Source organism: Aidingimonas lacisalsi (assembly GCF_008079445.1).
GTDB lineage: Bacteria > Pseudomonadota > Gammaproteobacteria > Pseudomonadales > Halomonadaceae > Aidingimonas > Aidingimonas lacisalsi.
This window is the reverse complement of record NZ_VRYH01000002.1, coordinates 30269-43537: the sequence shown is the minus strand read 5'-3', so window position 1 is coordinate 43537 and position 13269 is coordinate 30269. Positions and strand designations below refer to the sequence as shown.

Genomic DNA, 13269 nt, shown 5'->3' with positions numbered 1-13269 from the left:
TAGCGTATAGTGCCGCTTTCAACACAAGGATCGGTGCCATGCTCAGGTTGCTGTCGCGGCCGGCCGTACGCTTGGTCGAACGTTATCTCCCCGACCCCTATATTTTTGTTCTGCTTCTGACATTGGTGGCGTCGGCTGCGGCGATCGGTGTGGAACGTCAGTCGCCACTGGCGGTAATGCGTTACTGGGGGGACGGCTTTTGGGGATTGCTGGAATTCTCGATGCAGATGCTGCTGGTATTGGTCACCGGATTCATGCTGGCCAATGCCCCCCCTGTTCAACGATTGCTGACAAGGCTCGCAACGCAGGCCGGCTCCGCACCACGAGCGATTCTGCTGGTCACGCTGGTGTCACTGATCGCAAGCTGGGTCAACTGGGGCTTCGGGCTGGTCGTGGGTGCGCTGTTTGCCAAGGAACTGGCTCGCCAGGTACGCGTCGACTACCGATTGCTGGTCGCTAGTGCCTATTCGGGCTTTATTGTCTGGCATGGAGGACTGGCTGGTTCGATCCCCTTAACCATCGCCACCGACGGCCACTTCACTGCCGAACGCATCGGCGTGATCGGCACGGGCTCCACGATCTTTTCGCTGTTCAACCTGGCAATCGTCACGACCCTGTTCATTGTCGTGCCACTAATCAATCGCTTGATGCTGCCTTCGGATGAAGAGAGCGTTTACGTCGATCCCCGGACATTAGCGACAACGCCACGTAACCAACAACGGTCCACTCGCCCGGCAGAACGCCTGGAAAACAGTCAGTCCCTGGCCTGGTTGGTCGGTATACCCGGGCTGTTGTTTCTGCTCGACCATTTCCTGCTTCGCAGTGGCGGGCTCAACCTGAACGTGGTCAACTTCCTGTTCCTGTTTCTCGCTATCGTATTGCACCGCACTCCACGCCGCCTGCTGGATAGCTTGCATGAAGCCATCAAGGGAGGGGCTGGCATCGTCATCCAGTTCCCCTTTTATGCCGGTATCATGGCTATCATGATCGACTCCGGGCTGGCGGAAACGCTGTCTCAGAGCTTCGTGTCGCTCGCCAATGCCGACACTCTGCCGTTCTGGTCATTCATCAGCGCCGGCGTCCTCAACCTTTTCGTGCCCTCCGGCGGGGGGCAATGGGCGGTACAGGCCCCTGTCATGCTGCCTGCCGCTGACGCACTCGGGGCGGATATTCCTCGCATTGCGATGGCCGTAGCCTGGGGCGATGCATGGACCAATCTGCTGCAACCCTTCTGGGCGCTTCCGGTGCTCGCCATTGCCGGACTCAAGGCCAAGGACATCATGGGATTCTGCCTGATCCAACTGGTGGTGACCGGTCTCATCATCAGTGCTGGTTTGACGTTCTTGTAATGGGGAAAGGGTCTCGATGCCATGCAGTGAGATGGGAGGCACGTTATGCTGGCGGCATTGACATCCAAGAAGAGGAGACCTGACCGTGCCCAACGATGACCTGCCCCGCCAGCACGAGTTATCCATGACGGTATTGATGACCCCCGATCTGGCCAATTTCAGTGGCAAGGTCCATGGCGGTGCCATTCTCAAGAAGCTCGACGAGGTGGCCTATGCGTGTGCCAGCCGATACTCCGGACATTATGTGGTGACACTGTCCGTCGATCAGGTCTTGTTCAAGCAGCCCATTCATGTCGGTGAGCTGGTTACCTTCCTGGCTTCCGTCAATCATGTGGGGCGCTCATCCATGGAAGTCGGCATCAAGGTCGTCGCCGAAGACATACAGAACAAGCTGATCCGTCACACTAACAGTTGCTACCTGACCATGGTGGCTATCGATGAGTCGGGGAATCCCGCCGAGGTGCCGCCATTGCATCTGGAAACACCGCTGCAGCAGCTCCGTTTCGAGAAAGCCGCGCTACGCAAGGAACTCCGCAAGCAGGCCGAAGAGGAGCAGGCACGACACGACAGCGCCCATCGTCCGGACACCTTGCATGACAAGACGACCGACTAGGCAACACGCATGCAACAGCTGCGCTTACGCCGACGACCGTCCGGTCCGTTGAGCGCGGAGCATTTCGCGCTGATCGAGACCGATGCCCCTCGGGCCGACCAGGCGCCCTTACAGCTTCAACTGCGCTACATCAGCGTCGACCCTTACATGCGTACCCGAATGCAGCCCAGCGGGTACGATTATATTTCCCGCTGGGGCCGCGATAGTCTCCTCTCCGGTTACGGCATTGCCGAAGTCATCGCCAGCTGCTTACCGGACTGGAGTCCCGGCGATTGGGCCGTCGGCCATCTGCCGATGCAGGAAGTGATCGCTCATGAAGGGACGGGGCTGCGCCATGCTCCTCCCGGTGATCCCCCCTTGAGTTGGCTGCACCCACTGGGAATGACGGGATTCACTGCCTGGTTAGGCATGTCGTATTTGGCACGATCGGGCCCCGGAGATACCGTGCTGGTCAGTGCGGCTGCCGGTGCAGTCGGCTCCATCGCCGCTCAGCTAGCACGTGACACAGGCGCTCGCGTCATCGTCACCGCCGGGCGGAAAGACAAACATGACTGGTTACAGAGCATCGGTTTTTCGACGGTCCTCGATCACCATGCGCCCGACTTCGCCTCGCGACTGCAGCAAGCCGTTCCCGAGGGCCTGACACTGGACTTCGAAAATGTGGGAGGCGAGGCGTTCGCAACGGCCATTGAACAGATGCGTCCCGGAGGCCGCGTCGTGCTCTGTGGCCTGATCAGCCAATACCAGCAAGCGCAACCACGCAACGCACCCGCGAATATCAGTCGACTGAGTGAACGTGGCGTCGCGATCATCCCGTTCGTCAGCCCGAATCATGAGGCTCATTTTCCTAGATTCCTTGACGAGATGATGCCCACGGTCACAAATGGCAGGTTACACTGGCGACTCGATATCGTACATGGGGGACTGGCAGCGGTCCCCGGCGCCTTGGTGGGCCTGCTGGCCGGCGATAATCTGGGCAAGCGTTTGGTCGCCCTCTAGGTTGAAGGTCTCGGCACAAGGAGACGCCATGCCACGCACATCCACGCCCCGCCCGTTGCACCGGCTACAGGAGCAATTGCACCTGGCCTGGGATCTGATCATCATCGTACTGGTCATTGCCAATCTGGGGTTGCTGCTTTTCGATAGTCTGTTCCTGCTGCCGCCTGTCAATACTGCCTTTGAAGTCGTCGCTCCAACGCTGTATGCAACCTATGATCGCCATGTACACGCCAATTTCCTGACTATCGACCTGGCATTCGTCACGATCTTCATCATCGATGTCCTGATCGGTTGGGCGGCTGCCATTGTCGAACGTCGCTATCATCGCTGGTTCTTCTACCCTTTCGTGCACTGGTATGACGTGCTGGGGTGCATTCCGCTCAGCGGTTTCCGGCTATTGCGCATACTTCGCGTGATCTCTTTGCTTTATCGCCTGCAACGGCTGAATCTGATCGATGTGCGAGGCTGGTACTTATACAGCGTCGTTGCCAAATATTACGAGATACTGATGGAGGAGTTGTCGGACCGCATCGCCATACGCCTGTTGGGCAGCGTACAGGATCAGATACGGGGGAGCGACTCGCTCTCTCGCCGCATCGCCAACGATGTCGTGATGCCGCGCAAGCAGCAACTGATTCATGAAATCAGTCGCCGGCTGGAAGAGACCGTCGGCAGTGCCTATACCCGCAACCGAACCGACATGATGCGTTACGTCAGTGCTCTGGTGGGCAAAACACTGGAAGACAGCCGAGAAATCCAGCGTCTGAAGCGCTTGCCACTGGGAGATCAAGTCGCCCGGACGCTGGATAGCAGCCTGAGCGACATCGCTTGCCGACTCGTCGATGAAGCCGTGGACGGCCTGCGTTCACCGGAGTTCGACACACTCGTGGAGAAATTCGCTGACAGTGGCTTCGACGCCTGGCTACACGTCGATGCACATACCGATCGTATTACCGAACAAGTACTGCTCGATATCATTGATGTCCTGAAAGATCAGGTGGCGCAACAACAATGGAAAACGCGCTACGAGTGACTCAACCACACGCAATATCGACGATGGCGTTGTCGTCATCGAGGCGAATATTGAGACGATCGGGACGATGATCCAGGGTCGCCGCCTCACCGGGGCGCAACACGCGGACTCGCTCAGCGTCACTTTCCTCGGCGATGGCCCGTTCGAGCGCATCGCTGAACTGTCGCCCGACCCGATCCTGAACCGGTGCGGCACCACATGGATCATGCTGCCCGCTGTCGCTCACCTGGGGCGGTGGCGGAGCATCGTCAGGCTCAGGAGACGACGTGGCCCGGGAACCGCCACAGGCAATCAGCGTCGAACTCAGGGTGACCAGCAACATCGTTCGTAGCGTTCTCATATCCATATGTCCTTACCTGATGACGGGTCAAGCTCCTCTCTTACGCAATGAGCGGGCCCGCAAGCCCGCTCATCGATGAGCCATGATGGTCAGCGTGTACCGGCAATCACTCTGCCGCCTCCTGCACCTCTTCGCCACCACGCTCGATGTCTTCACCGGCGCCTTCCAGAGTGTTACATCCAGCCAACAGACTGGTCGACATCAGCAAGGCAAACGTCAGGGCCACGGTCTTTTTCATGGGAATGTCCTCCTTAACACGAGCAACGGGATATTGCACCCTATACACCCTAGCAGCCCATCATGAGGCTTGCACACCAGGGGAACCAGCTACCCTTCAATCCGAAGCACGTTGCACGGCTTCACCACCTTCTTCAATGTCTTCGCCCAAGCCCCTCATGGTGTTACATCCGGCCACCACCACCAAAAGGAAGACGAGCAGCATTGCCAAGCACCCTCGTTTCATTGTGAGACTCCTCCATGTAGCCACCGATCATTGGTTAATTTAGCACGGTTTCATGCCCGGCAAGACGTTTCTTCGCAGTGGAACCCTCACGCCATCAGTAACCGCAGCATGATGACGACAATCATCACCAGAGTGAGACCTTTGACCCAAGCGGCGCCACGAGGTCCCATATTGACCTTCACGCCCAACCAAGCCCCGCTCATGCTGCCCACGGCCAACAACAGGCCATATCCCCAACGCACCTGGTCGTAATAAAGAAACAAGCCCAACGCCGGCAGGGTATAAACCAGGATAATCAGTACCTTGAACACGTTGACCTGAGCCAGGTCGATCTTGAGCATACGGTAGAGCACCGCAATGAACAGAACGCCGACACCCACCTGAATGAAGCCGCCATACACACCGATCAGGAACATGGCCACATAGACGGCAGGCGTCAGACGGTCAACAGTCAAAGTCTGCGTATCGACCCGGCGCTGAGGCAGTAGCAGCATCAGCGAGCACCCAGCCATCACGACGATCAACAGCGCCTCGAAAAACGCCTCGGACACTTGCAGGGCCAGCCAGGCCCCAAGTAATGCCCCCATGACGGCCGGTACGGACAGCCGTAGACTCATGCCAATATGGCTGGCGCCGACCCGCAGGAAGCTACCTACGGCAGACACACTCTGCAACACGATCGCAACACGGTTGGTGCCATTGGCAACCTGGGGCGGTAAGCCGAGAAACATGAGTAGCGGCAACGTCATCATCGAGCCCCCCGCCGACAACACGTTGATGAACCCTGCGACACTCCCGATGCCGACCAGCGCCAGCCCTTCCATGATCGATGTATCCATGCATCTCCCTTCAACGGCAAGCCATGCAGGCAACCCGTGCCCAACGGCGGCGGTCAAGACAATCCCTCAGCGAACCGGCATCATTCTATGCGAAGATGGGCACGCTTCCAGCCAGCAGGAGTCGTCATGTCAACTATTGAATACGATGCTCGTCTTCTCCGTGACAGTATTGAAATTACCGATCTGTCGCTATGCCACGTCAGGCTCATGAATGATGTCCGGTTTCCTTGGCTTGTGTTGATACCGCGCCGCGCCGACGTTCAGGAAGTCTACGAGCTCGATGAGCAGGATCAGGCCCAGCTCTGGCGAGAGGCAACCACTCTGGGACAAGCCATGATGATCTCGTTGGGAGGCGACAAGCTCAATCTAGCCAGCTTAGGCAATATGGTGGCGCAATTGCATGTCCACGCCATTGTCAGACGCCGGGGAGATCAGGCCTGGCCAGGCCCGGTATGGGGCCACGGCGACCCCACCCCTTATGATGAGACCGAACTCACGAGGATGCATGAGCGCCTACTCACGTTACTCGATACCTCATCGATCTAATCGGGAGTCAGGGAGACAGCTCCAGTCGCGCTCGCAGTTCGGCGAGCAATGGATCGAAACTGGCCGGATCGATCGGCCGCGCCCCTTGTCGGCCACTGAAAGAGACGAGGGCCCCCTGGGCCTGCTCGGTGATCTCGAGCCGTAACCGGTAAGGTGGCCGGCCCAGTCGCTCGGCATCGATACGTCCCAGATCCACATCCGCGTAACGAATCACGTAACCTTGCTCGGCTAGCATGGTGGCCGCTTCCCGTAGTGCCTCATCGGGGACGACCGACATGACCTGTGTGCGAGGCTGTTCCGGCTCAGGAGAGGTGACACACCCCGCCAAGGCCAACGACAAGGCTAACCAGAGGGCAATCCATCTCATGATGCTCCCTCCTCCCGAACCGGTTGCCGGGCAAGCGTATCGCGAAGCGAACGGCAGAAGGCGTCATCGCTGGCAGACCGCGACTGACGGACATGACCATCGGCATCCACCACATGAATCGCGCGTGAGATTCGTCCCTCACCACGCGCAATCACTACCGACACGCGTTCCACACGCTCTGGATCCGGCCCTATATAGTGGCTAAACCCCAGCGAGAACCCACTGGCAAGGCGCCCTCGACCACCATAACCACCGAACAGACCGATCGATGAGCGAGGCGCATAAAGGTCCCGGTATCCTGGCATCGAACGACGTCTTTCGGCACTGACAAGCCCCAGTTCCGCTTCCGTATTGAGTAACGCAAAGCCTTCGGTTTCCAGCGCCGAGGCAACACGACGCAACATCTCGGTGTTGTCATCAACGACCAATTCCCACTGACACGTAGCCGCGGGGCGAACAGTCGACTCCGGCATCAACACCGGGCCGGTCGCACATCCGGCCAATGACAGGCACAGTAGCAGTAATAGAGGCGTCCGCATGACTCACTCCTCATGGTCTTCATGGCAGTGTAAGTGGACTGACCGATGGATACCACAACTGACGAGCCGGCTTTCGGACGGAGGTACAAGGACGCTAAGCTGGTTATCCTATGTCGTCACCTGATCTTTCGACTTTCAAGAGATGCCCATGAATATCCTCATCGCTCCCGATAGTTACAAGGATGCCCTGAGTGCCCGCGATGCCGCTGCAGCGATCTCACAAGGTGTAAAACGCGGACTCCCCAATGCGCATTGCCGTGAATGCCCGATGGGGGATGGCGGCGAAGGAACCCTCGATGCTCTACTTGCTGCCACGGGAGCTGAACGTAAGACGCTCAAAGTTCATGATGCCTTGGGGCGCATGCGCAACGCCTCCTGGGGGTGGCTGGCCGCACACCGGACCGCTTTCATCGAGTTGGCCGAAGCGAGTGGACTGCAGCATCTGGCGCAGGACGAGCGCACCGCGTTGCACAGCACGACGTTGGGCGTGGGGGAACTGATACTGGCGGCACTGGATGCAGGAGCCAAACGGTTGCTACTGACCCTGGGTGGCAGTGCCACCAATGATGCAGGCGCTGGAATGCTTGCCGCCCTGGGTGCCAAGCTACAGGATGCACATGGCCGTGAACTACCCCCGGACGGTGTGTCCCTGGCCCAGTTGGAAACGCTCGACCTTTCGGGCCTCGATCCACGCTTGGCGGATATCGACGTGGAAACGGCCGTCGATGTCGATAACCCACTGCTCGGCGACCATGGTGCAAGCGCTATCTTCGGCCCCCAGAAGGGCGCCAGCATGGCTGATGTCGAACGACTGGATGCCGCCCTTGGCCATTTTGCGCAACTCGCCGCCAGGCAACTCGGGGAGAATCATAGTCAGCGCCCCGGTGCCGGTGCGGCTGGTGGCATGGGCTTCGCTGCTAGTGCTTTCCTCAATGCCCGTTTACGTCCTGGCATCGAATTGGTGATGGACCAGGTCGGCTTCGATACCTTGCTCGACGATGCTGACCTGGTAATCACCGGAGAGGGTCAACTCGACGGACAGAGCCTAGCAGGCAAGACACCCATCGGTATCGCACGCAAGGCAGCTCAACACAGCATACCTACCGTGGTGCTCGCCGGTCGCCTGGGCACAGGATGGCCAGCCGCTTACGACCATGGAGTCACTGCCGCATTTGCTCTCGCTGATGGTCCAATATCGTTACAGGACGCCCTGGACCGCTGCTCTCAACTGCTTAGCGAGCGCAGCGAGAGTCTGATCCGACTGCTCGCTGCCTACGCTTGAAAAACGGTGGAAGCACCGGCACATACTAAATTCAGCGCATCGATTGGCAAGGTCTATAGCCGCTATCGCAAGACTTTGCTAACGCATTGTCACATCGCGTGCGTAGAATCCTGAGTGCAAACGATCCCGGATCAAGGAGACACCCCATGAGCGATACGAATGCTATCGGTCTGGATGCCGACAGTGCCAACCGTCTGGCAGAGAAGCTCAATGAACTTCTCGCCAACTACCAGGTCTTCTACATGAACGTTCGCGGCTATCACTGGAACGTCAAGGGACCCAATTTCTTCGAGCTGCATACCAAGTTCGAGGAGTTCTACACTGACCTGTTGCTAAAGGTCGATGAAGTCGCTGAACGCATTCTGACCTTGGGTGCCCAGCCAGTTCATGCCTATAGCGATTATGTCCGAATCGCCCAAATCGAAGAAATCAGGAATGTCAGCGATGGCGAAGAGTGCGTGCGCGGCATCCTCACAGGCTATCAGACACTGATCGACTTACAGCGCGAAATTCTCTCGCTGGCCTCTGATGCCGATGATGAGGGAACAGCTGCACAAGTTGGCGACTATATCCGCGAGCAGGAAAAGACCGTATGGATGCTGGGCGCCTATTTGAGCCAATAACGCCGCTGGACAGGCAACCTTCTCCTGCACGCTAGCTCCAGACGACTGCTGGCATGCTTGAACGCCGCTCTTGAGGCGGCGTTATCATGACGGCGTATCGTCACCATCCTGCGACACATTGTGCAGCTATCGCGGAAGTCGTGCGCACTCGGCCACCGCCCCCTACCAGCCACCGTCAGTCCCGATATACTTCGGGTTAGGGGAACGGCAGTCACCGACTGTCCTCCCGATCATGACGGAGGTTTCCCATGCAACACTGCAGGCTCAAGACATCCTGGTTTCGCTGCTTGCTGCTGAGCGCACTGCTATGTCTACCGTTCGTTGCCACGACATCGGCGTTCGCCGATCATGACCGCCGCAATAGCTCTCACTACCACACCCATCATCACGATCATGAGGTGAGCCATCATGGGAGCAAGTGGCACCACAAGGCTAAGAAGCGCTTTTACAAGGCCCAGCGCCACGGGCACTCCCATCGACCGGCTCACAAGCATCGCTACCGCGCTGGTCCACCACGGCGCAGCAACCATCGCTATCGACAGTCAATCAGCGTGCCACTGGTCACGGTCGGTGGCTTCCCGGTCGTCACGGTACGAGTGGACTAGTCACGATCAGAGGTGGCCAGATCTTCGACCATGGCACGCAAGAGCATCCAGAACTCAGTCACCGACGCCAGTTCGACACGCTCATCCGGCGAGTGCGCGCCACGGATCTGCGGTCCGAACGACAACATCGACAAGTGAGGATATTTGCCGCCGAGGATCCCGCACTCCAACCCGGCATGGATCACCTTTGCCTCGGCCTCGCTTCCCAAGGCATTGCGGTGCAAGCGCTGGAAGCGTGCCACCAGTGGACTCTCGGGAACGGGGGTCCAGCCGGGGTAGGCATTCTCGACCCGGGCATTGGCACCGATCAAGGCAAACAGTGCATCAAAACGGTCGGCCATGTCGTTGGTTGCGCTATCGCGTAGTGAGCGCACCAGCGCACAGAGGCGAAAGCGACCATTGGCCAGGCTGACTACGCCTAGGTTATTCGACGTTTCCACGACGTCCGGTACATCGGTACTCATGCGTTCTACACCGCAAGGCGCTGCATGCAGAGCATTGACCAAATGCTGACAGGCCGTCAGGGTCAACGCCTCCATTTCGGTCGCTGCCAAGTCAGCCGGCGTCAGAGAAAGTGTCACGCCATCGTCGATACCCTGCAGCTCAGCACGCAGTTCCGCCTGCACCGCGTCAATCACTGAGGATGCGGCGTCGACCTCAGTCGTCGGTATCGCCACGGAGGCAAAGGCTTCCCTGGGTAGCGCATTGCGCAAGCCCCCGCCACGATAATCGATCAGCCGCACATCATAGTCACGCAGGCGGCGTAACGCGCGTACCAGAAGACGATTGGCATTGCCCAGCCCCTTATGGATGTCGATGCCGGAATGCCCACCCCGCAGACTGGTGACCGACAATGTCATGACTGATTCCCCATCTGCCACGGGACGGGTCGGCAGATCGGCTTCTACCACAACATCGGCACCGCCGGCACAACCAATGAACACTTGACCGCGATCTTCGGAATCCAGGTTGAGCAACACCTGCCCTTCGAGCCAGTTCTCGTCGAGCGCAAGAGCGCCACCCATAGAGGTTTCCTCCTGCAGCGTGAACAGCGCTTCGAGCGGTCCATGCGCCAGCGTCTCATCTTCGAGAATGGCCAGTGCCGCCGCAACACCCAATCCATTATCGGCACCCAGGGTAGTCTGACGAGCCCGCAACCAACCATCGACGACATGAGTATCGATCGGATCACGAGTAAAGTCGTGGTCATAGCCAGCATTGGCTTCGGCGACCATGTCCACATGGCCCTGAAGGATGACACCCGGCGCCGACTCATGGCCAGGAGTGGCCGGTTTGCGAATTCTCAGGTTGCCGAATGCGTCACGATCATGGAAAAGTTGGTGCTCATCGGCCCACGTTTGCAGTCGAGACACGAGTGCCTCTTCATGCCCCGATGGACGAGGCGTATTGCACAGAGTTCGAAAGTGCCGCCACAACGGCTGTGGCTCAAGTTGTTCGAGATGGTCATTCATGGGATCGCCTCGCTCCGGTTCGCTATCCTTTGTCACTGGCACCGGTCATAACCGTTCGCCTTCACCCGCCCAGGAACGCCAGCGACCCAGTGCATCACGCAGCCATTGCCTCACCTGTTTCTGACCAGACAAGTTCAACCTACTTGCCAGCCAGCTATCGTCACGCCCTTGAAACAACGACGCGACCAGTAACCAAGCATCATTATCCAGCGGAGCGTCCCGACACAAGCCCAGCTTGGTCAAGGCTTGCAGCGACGGGCGTACCAGCGCCGGTTCTCGATGGCCCGAGACGACATCATCGACATCGCGCCACGCCTGGGAAGACAGTTCGCCAGCGTCATCATCACCCATCAGGGCGGCACCCACGAGCGGCTCCAGTGTCCGCAGCTCGAAAGCCAGAAGCATAGGCAACAGCGTTTGAAAGCGCTCTCCCAGATCGACAACCAGTGCCTCGCCCGCCGGGCTGGTACCACGAACGACCATCAGGGCATGCTCACCACTGGATGCCTCACGCCTTAACCCTACACGTACAGCACGAAATCCCTGGCGTTGCCAGAACGCAATGAGACCCGGTTCAGCGCCAAAACTGGCTCCCAGCAGGTCAATATCCTCTGCGCATGCACGAGCCAGCTCACCCTCCAGCAACTGTGTCCCCAAACCACGGCGCCGATAGCGCTCATGCACGGCGACCCGCCATAATCGACGCACCCGGGAGGTCAATGCTTGCCGGGAACCAGCATGCGCCGCTAGCGACTGTGCCAGTAAATGGCCCTGAGGGCGTCGTTTACCCAAGGCGACTTGCTCGGCCAGCGAGCTATCGAAGCCACCTTCGTCCATCGTGACGACCACGGCCCTCGGTGAACCCGAGGCCTGCAATCCAGCAATGGACACATCGGGACCGTCGAGCAAACGACGCAAATCACTGGGCTGAGTGCGATAGTGAGCCTGCACCAGCAGCCCGAACAGTTCTCGCAGACAATGCTCCTGTCGAGCCAGGCTCTCGCGCGCCCAACGCACCGGTATCAAAGACTCCGTGTCCTCGCCGAGGATATCCGGCGGCTCGGCATCCAGCATCAGCAACTCGGCCGTCAGAGCTTCCAGGGGATCGCCAGGGGCCCAGCGAACCGGCTCAGCCAGATGGCAAGCCCGCCATGCGGGTGTCATACGGTCAAGACGGTCGCGAAAGCGCAGCGCGAAGCCACGGCCCGACCCTTCATAGCCATGCACGGTAGTGGCAAAAGCAATGCGAGGGAAGCAACTCAGCCAGCGAGCCAGCAACGGCGCGGGTATGGCGGCCGCTTCATCGACCAGCAATATGCTGCCTCGCCCTCCCACCGCGGTGTCATCATCCAGCGAAGCCAGCGCATCCGGAGCCGAAAATCGTACGTGTCGTTCTTCGTCGTCGATGGATACGGTGAACACATTCCCCCGACGCCGGCCTGCCGGACACAGCGTTTCCAACCGCTCGAACAAGGTTTCAACAGCGCTGGCACGAGGTGCCGTTACCCAAATTTCGCGTTCTCCCGCCGTCAACCATCGCGCACAGGCGATGCCCAAAGCGGCGGTCTTGCCACGACCACGATCGGCCGTGATCACGACCGGGCGCCGGCGGCGAAGCCGTACCAGTCGCTGCACCGCCACCGCCTGATCCCGAGTGAGACAATCCGGATCGTCGCAAGGTGCCTGCGCCCCCGGCCCAGGTAGCAGACGTGGCACTGAGACCGAAGCGCTGGTCGGCCAGTGAGCCAGCGTTTCCGCCATCGATAGTTGGCGGAACAAGCGTTGCAGATAGCGTACGGAAAGCTGCTCCGGCGCCTTCGGGTAGTCGGCCAGTCGACGGTAATCGGCATCGGGGCGCGCGCCCCAATCTTCGGGGGTCATCAAAACCAGCAAACCGCCAGCAGCTATGCCACCCACGAGCGCGCCGAATGCTTCAGGGTCAAAACCTTCATGCGGCCCCACGGCATCCACCACAACCAGCCCTTGCTCACCGCCGAGCCGGGTACGCGCCTTGGCAGGTGGCAGCCAGGTATCAGGCGCGATCCCGTCAGGAGCCGATGTCGATAGCCATAATGGGGCTTGCCAGTCTCCTGCATGCCATAGTTGACGTGCTCTCATGCGACACGTCTCAGCGTTACCAGTCACCCACACGATACCCCGCCAACGCCGGGCTCTCAGTGTCTCTGCCCAGTACAGCAG

16 protein-coding genes are annotated in these 13269 nt (G+C 59.2%); 8 read left to right on the top strand and 8 right to left on the bottom strand.

Going from position 1 to position 13269, the window contains the following annotated elements; all coding sequences use genetic code 11:
• Positions 1–38 precede the first annotated feature (38 nt).
• The 4 genes from FVV99_RS03445 to FVV99_RS03430 all read left to right on the top strand — a co-directional run bounded on the left by FVV99_RS03445 (position 39) and on the right by FVV99_RS03430 (position 3994).
• Positions 39–1349 carry a short-chain fatty acid transporter gene (locus FVV99_RS03445; protein ID WP_148252658.1) on the top strand — a complete coding sequence of 437 codons (1311 nt, stop codon included), beginning with the start codon at positions 39–41 and terminating at the stop codon, positions 1347–1349.
• A gap of 124 nt (positions 1350–1473) precedes the next feature.
• Positions 1474–1962, top strand: coding sequence for an acyl-CoA thioesterase (locus tag FVV99_RS03440; RefSeq protein WP_148253154.1), 489 nt, complete (start codon positions 1474–1476; stop codon positions 1960–1962).
• A gap of 9 nt (positions 1963–1971) precedes the next feature.
• The gene (locus tag FVV99_RS03435; protein WP_148252657.1) at positions 1972–2961 is read left to right on the top strand and encodes an MDR family NADP-dependent oxidoreductase; all 990 of its coding nucleotides are present in this window, start codon (positions 1972–1974) and stop codon (positions 2959–2961) included.
• Between the two features lie 28 nt (positions 2962–2989).
• A complete protein-coding gene (locus FVV99_RS03430; RefSeq protein WP_148252656.1) occupies positions 2990–3994 on the top strand; it encodes an ion transporter in 1005 nt (334 codons plus the stop codon).
• 1 nt (position 3995) lies between these two features.
• Here FVV99_RS03430 and FVV99_RS03425 read toward each other — a convergent pair whose 3' ends face one another.
• The 4 genes from FVV99_RS03425 to FVV99_RS03410 all read right to left on the bottom strand — a co-directional run bounded on the left by FVV99_RS03425 (position 3996) and on the right by FVV99_RS03410 (position 5636).
• Positions 3996–4334 carry an I78 family peptidase inhibitor gene (locus FVV99_RS03425; RefSeq protein ID WP_236645282.1) on the bottom strand — a complete coding sequence of 113 codons (339 nt, stop codon included), beginning with the start codon at positions 4332–4334 and terminating at the stop codon, positions 3996–3998.
• Between the two features lie 106 nt (positions 4335–4440).
• Positions 4441–4572 carry an entericidin A/B family lipoprotein gene (locus FVV99_RS03420; protein ID WP_148252655.1) on the bottom strand — a complete coding sequence of 44 codons (132 nt, stop codon included), beginning with the start codon at positions 4570–4572 and terminating at the stop codon, positions 4441–4443.
• 96 nt (positions 4573–4668) lie between these two features.
• Positions 4669–4797, bottom strand: a complete 129-nt coding sequence (locus tag FVV99_RS03415) for an entericidin A/B family lipoprotein (protein ID WP_148252654.1) — start codon at positions 4795–4797, stop codon at positions 4669–4671.
• 86 nt (positions 4798–4883) lie between these two features.
• Positions 4884–5636 carry a sulfite exporter TauE/SafE family protein gene (locus tag FVV99_RS03410; RefSeq protein ID WP_148252653.1) on the bottom strand — a complete coding sequence of 251 codons (753 nt, stop codon included), beginning with the start codon at positions 5634–5636 and terminating at the stop codon, positions 4884–4886.
• A 126-nt stretch (positions 5637–5762) separates the two neighbouring features.
• Here FVV99_RS03410 and FVV99_RS03405 point away from each other — a divergent pair, with 126 nt between their 5' ends.
• Positions 5763–6182: an HIT domain-containing protein gene (locus FVV99_RS03405; protein WP_148252652.1), complete on the top strand. Its 420-nt coding sequence runs from the start codon at positions 5763–5765 to the stop codon at positions 6180–6182.
• Between the two features lie 7 nt (positions 6183–6189).
• Here the strand turns inward: FVV99_RS03405 and FVV99_RS03400 are convergent, their stop codons facing one another.
• Positions 6190–6549, bottom strand: coding sequence for a hypothetical protein (locus FVV99_RS03400; protein ID WP_148252651.1), 360 nt, complete (start codon positions 6547–6549; stop codon positions 6190–6192).
• A complete protein-coding gene (locus FVV99_RS03395) occupies positions 6546–7088 on the bottom strand; it encodes a hypothetical protein (RefSeq protein ID WP_148252650.1) in 543 nt (180 codons plus the stop codon). Before FVV99_RS03395 ends, FVV99_RS03400 begins: the two co-directional genes overlap by 4 nt.
• 148 nt (positions 7089–7236) lie before the next feature.
• Here FVV99_RS03395 and FVV99_RS03390 point away from each other — a divergent pair, with 148 nt between their 5' ends.
• The 3 genes from FVV99_RS03390 to FVV99_RS03380 all read left to right on the top strand — a co-directional run bounded on the left by FVV99_RS03390 (position 7237) and on the right by FVV99_RS03380 (position 9598).
• Positions 7237–8370 carry a glycerate kinase gene (locus tag FVV99_RS03390; protein ID WP_148252649.1) on the top strand — a complete coding sequence of 378 codons (1134 nt, stop codon included), beginning with the start codon at positions 7237–7239 and terminating at the stop codon, positions 8368–8370.
• A 146-nt stretch (positions 8371–8516) separates the two neighbouring features.
• A complete protein-coding gene (locus FVV99_RS03385; protein WP_148252648.1) occupies positions 8517–8993 on the top strand; it encodes a Dps family protein in 477 nt (158 codons plus the stop codon).
• A 248-nt stretch (positions 8994–9241) separates the two neighbouring features.
• Positions 9242–9598: a hypothetical protein gene (locus tag FVV99_RS03380; RefSeq protein ID WP_148252647.1), complete on the top strand. Its 357-nt coding sequence runs from the start codon at positions 9242–9244 to the stop codon at positions 9596–9598.
• Here the strand turns inward: FVV99_RS03380 and FVV99_RS03375 are convergent.
• Positions 9595–11070, bottom strand: coding sequence for an aminoacyl-histidine dipeptidase (locus FVV99_RS03375; RefSeq protein WP_148252646.1), 1476 nt, complete (start codon positions 11068–11070; stop codon positions 9595–9597). The genes FVV99_RS03380 and FVV99_RS03375 overlap by 4 nt on opposite strands.
• A 45-nt stretch (positions 11071–11115) precedes the next feature.
• Positions 11116–13188: a tRNA(Met) cytidine acetyltransferase TmcA gene (locus tag FVV99_RS03370; protein ID WP_236645281.1), complete on the bottom strand. Its 2073-nt coding sequence runs from the start codon at positions 13186–13188 to the stop codon at positions 11116–11118.
• Positions 13189–13269 lie beyond the last annotated feature (81 nt).

What these genes read in the sequence shown, in the direction of transcription:
- FVV99_RS03445 (WP_148252658.1), top strand. Translation starts at nt 39, where the DNA reads ATGCTCAGGTTGCTGTCGCGGCCGGCCGTACGCTTGGTCGAACGTTAT.
- FVV99_RS03440 (WP_148253154.1), top strand. Translation starts at nt 1,474, where the DNA reads ATGACGGTATTGATGACCCCCGATCTGGCCAATTTCAGTGGCAAGGTC.
- FVV99_RS03435 (WP_148252657.1), top strand. Translation starts at nt 1,972, where the DNA reads ATGCAACAGCTGCGCTTACGCCGACGACCGTCCGGTCCGTTGAGCGCG.
- FVV99_RS03430 (WP_148252656.1), top strand. Translation starts at nt 2,990, where the DNA reads ATGCCACGCACATCCACGCCCCGCCCGTTGCACCGGCTACAGGAGCAA.
- FVV99_RS03425 (WP_236645282.1), bottom strand. Translation starts at nt 4,334, where the DNA reads ATGAGAACGCTACGAACGATGTTGCTGGTCACCCTGAGTTCGACGCTG.
- FVV99_RS03420 (WP_148252655.1), bottom strand. Translation starts at nt 4,572, where the DNA reads ATGAAAAAGACCGTGGCCCTGACGTTTGCCTTGCTGATGTCGACCAGT.
- FVV99_RS03415 (WP_148252654.1), bottom strand. Translation starts at nt 4,797, where the DNA reads ATGAAACGAGGGTGCTTGGCAATGCTGCTCGTCTTCCTTTTGGTGGTG.
- FVV99_RS03410 (WP_148252653.1), bottom strand. Translation starts at nt 5,636, where the DNA reads ATGGATACATCGATCATGGAAGGGCTGGCGCTGGTCGGCATCGGGAGT.
- FVV99_RS03405 (WP_148252652.1), top strand. Translation starts at nt 5,763, where the DNA reads ATGTCAACTATTGAATACGATGCTCGTCTTCTCCGTGACAGTATTGAA.
- FVV99_RS03400 (WP_148252651.1), bottom strand. Translation starts at nt 6,549, where the DNA reads ATGAGATGGATTGCCCTCTGGTTAGCCTTGTCGTTGGCCTTGGCGGGG.
- FVV99_RS03395 (WP_148252650.1), bottom strand. Translation starts at nt 7,088, where the DNA reads ATGCGGACGCCTCTATTACTGCTACTGTGCCTGTCATTGGCCGGATGT.
- FVV99_RS03390 (WP_148252649.1), top strand. Translation starts at nt 7,237, where the DNA reads ATGAATATCCTCATCGCTCCCGATAGTTACAAGGATGCCCTGAGTGCC.
- FVV99_RS03385 (WP_148252648.1), top strand. Translation starts at nt 8,517, where the DNA reads ATGAGCGATACGAATGCTATCGGTCTGGATGCCGACAGTGCCAACCGT.
- FVV99_RS03380 (WP_148252647.1), top strand. Translation starts at nt 9,242, where the DNA reads ATGCAACACTGCAGGCTCAAGACATCCTGGTTTCGCTGCTTGCTGCTG.
- FVV99_RS03375 (WP_148252646.1), bottom strand. Translation starts at nt 11,070, where the DNA reads ATGAATGACCATCTCGAACAACTTGAGCCACAGCCGTTGTGGCGGCAC.
- FVV99_RS03370 (WP_236645281.1), bottom strand. Translation starts at nt 13,188, where the DNA reads ATGAGAGCACGTCAACTATGGCATGCAGGAGACTGGCAAGCCCCATTA.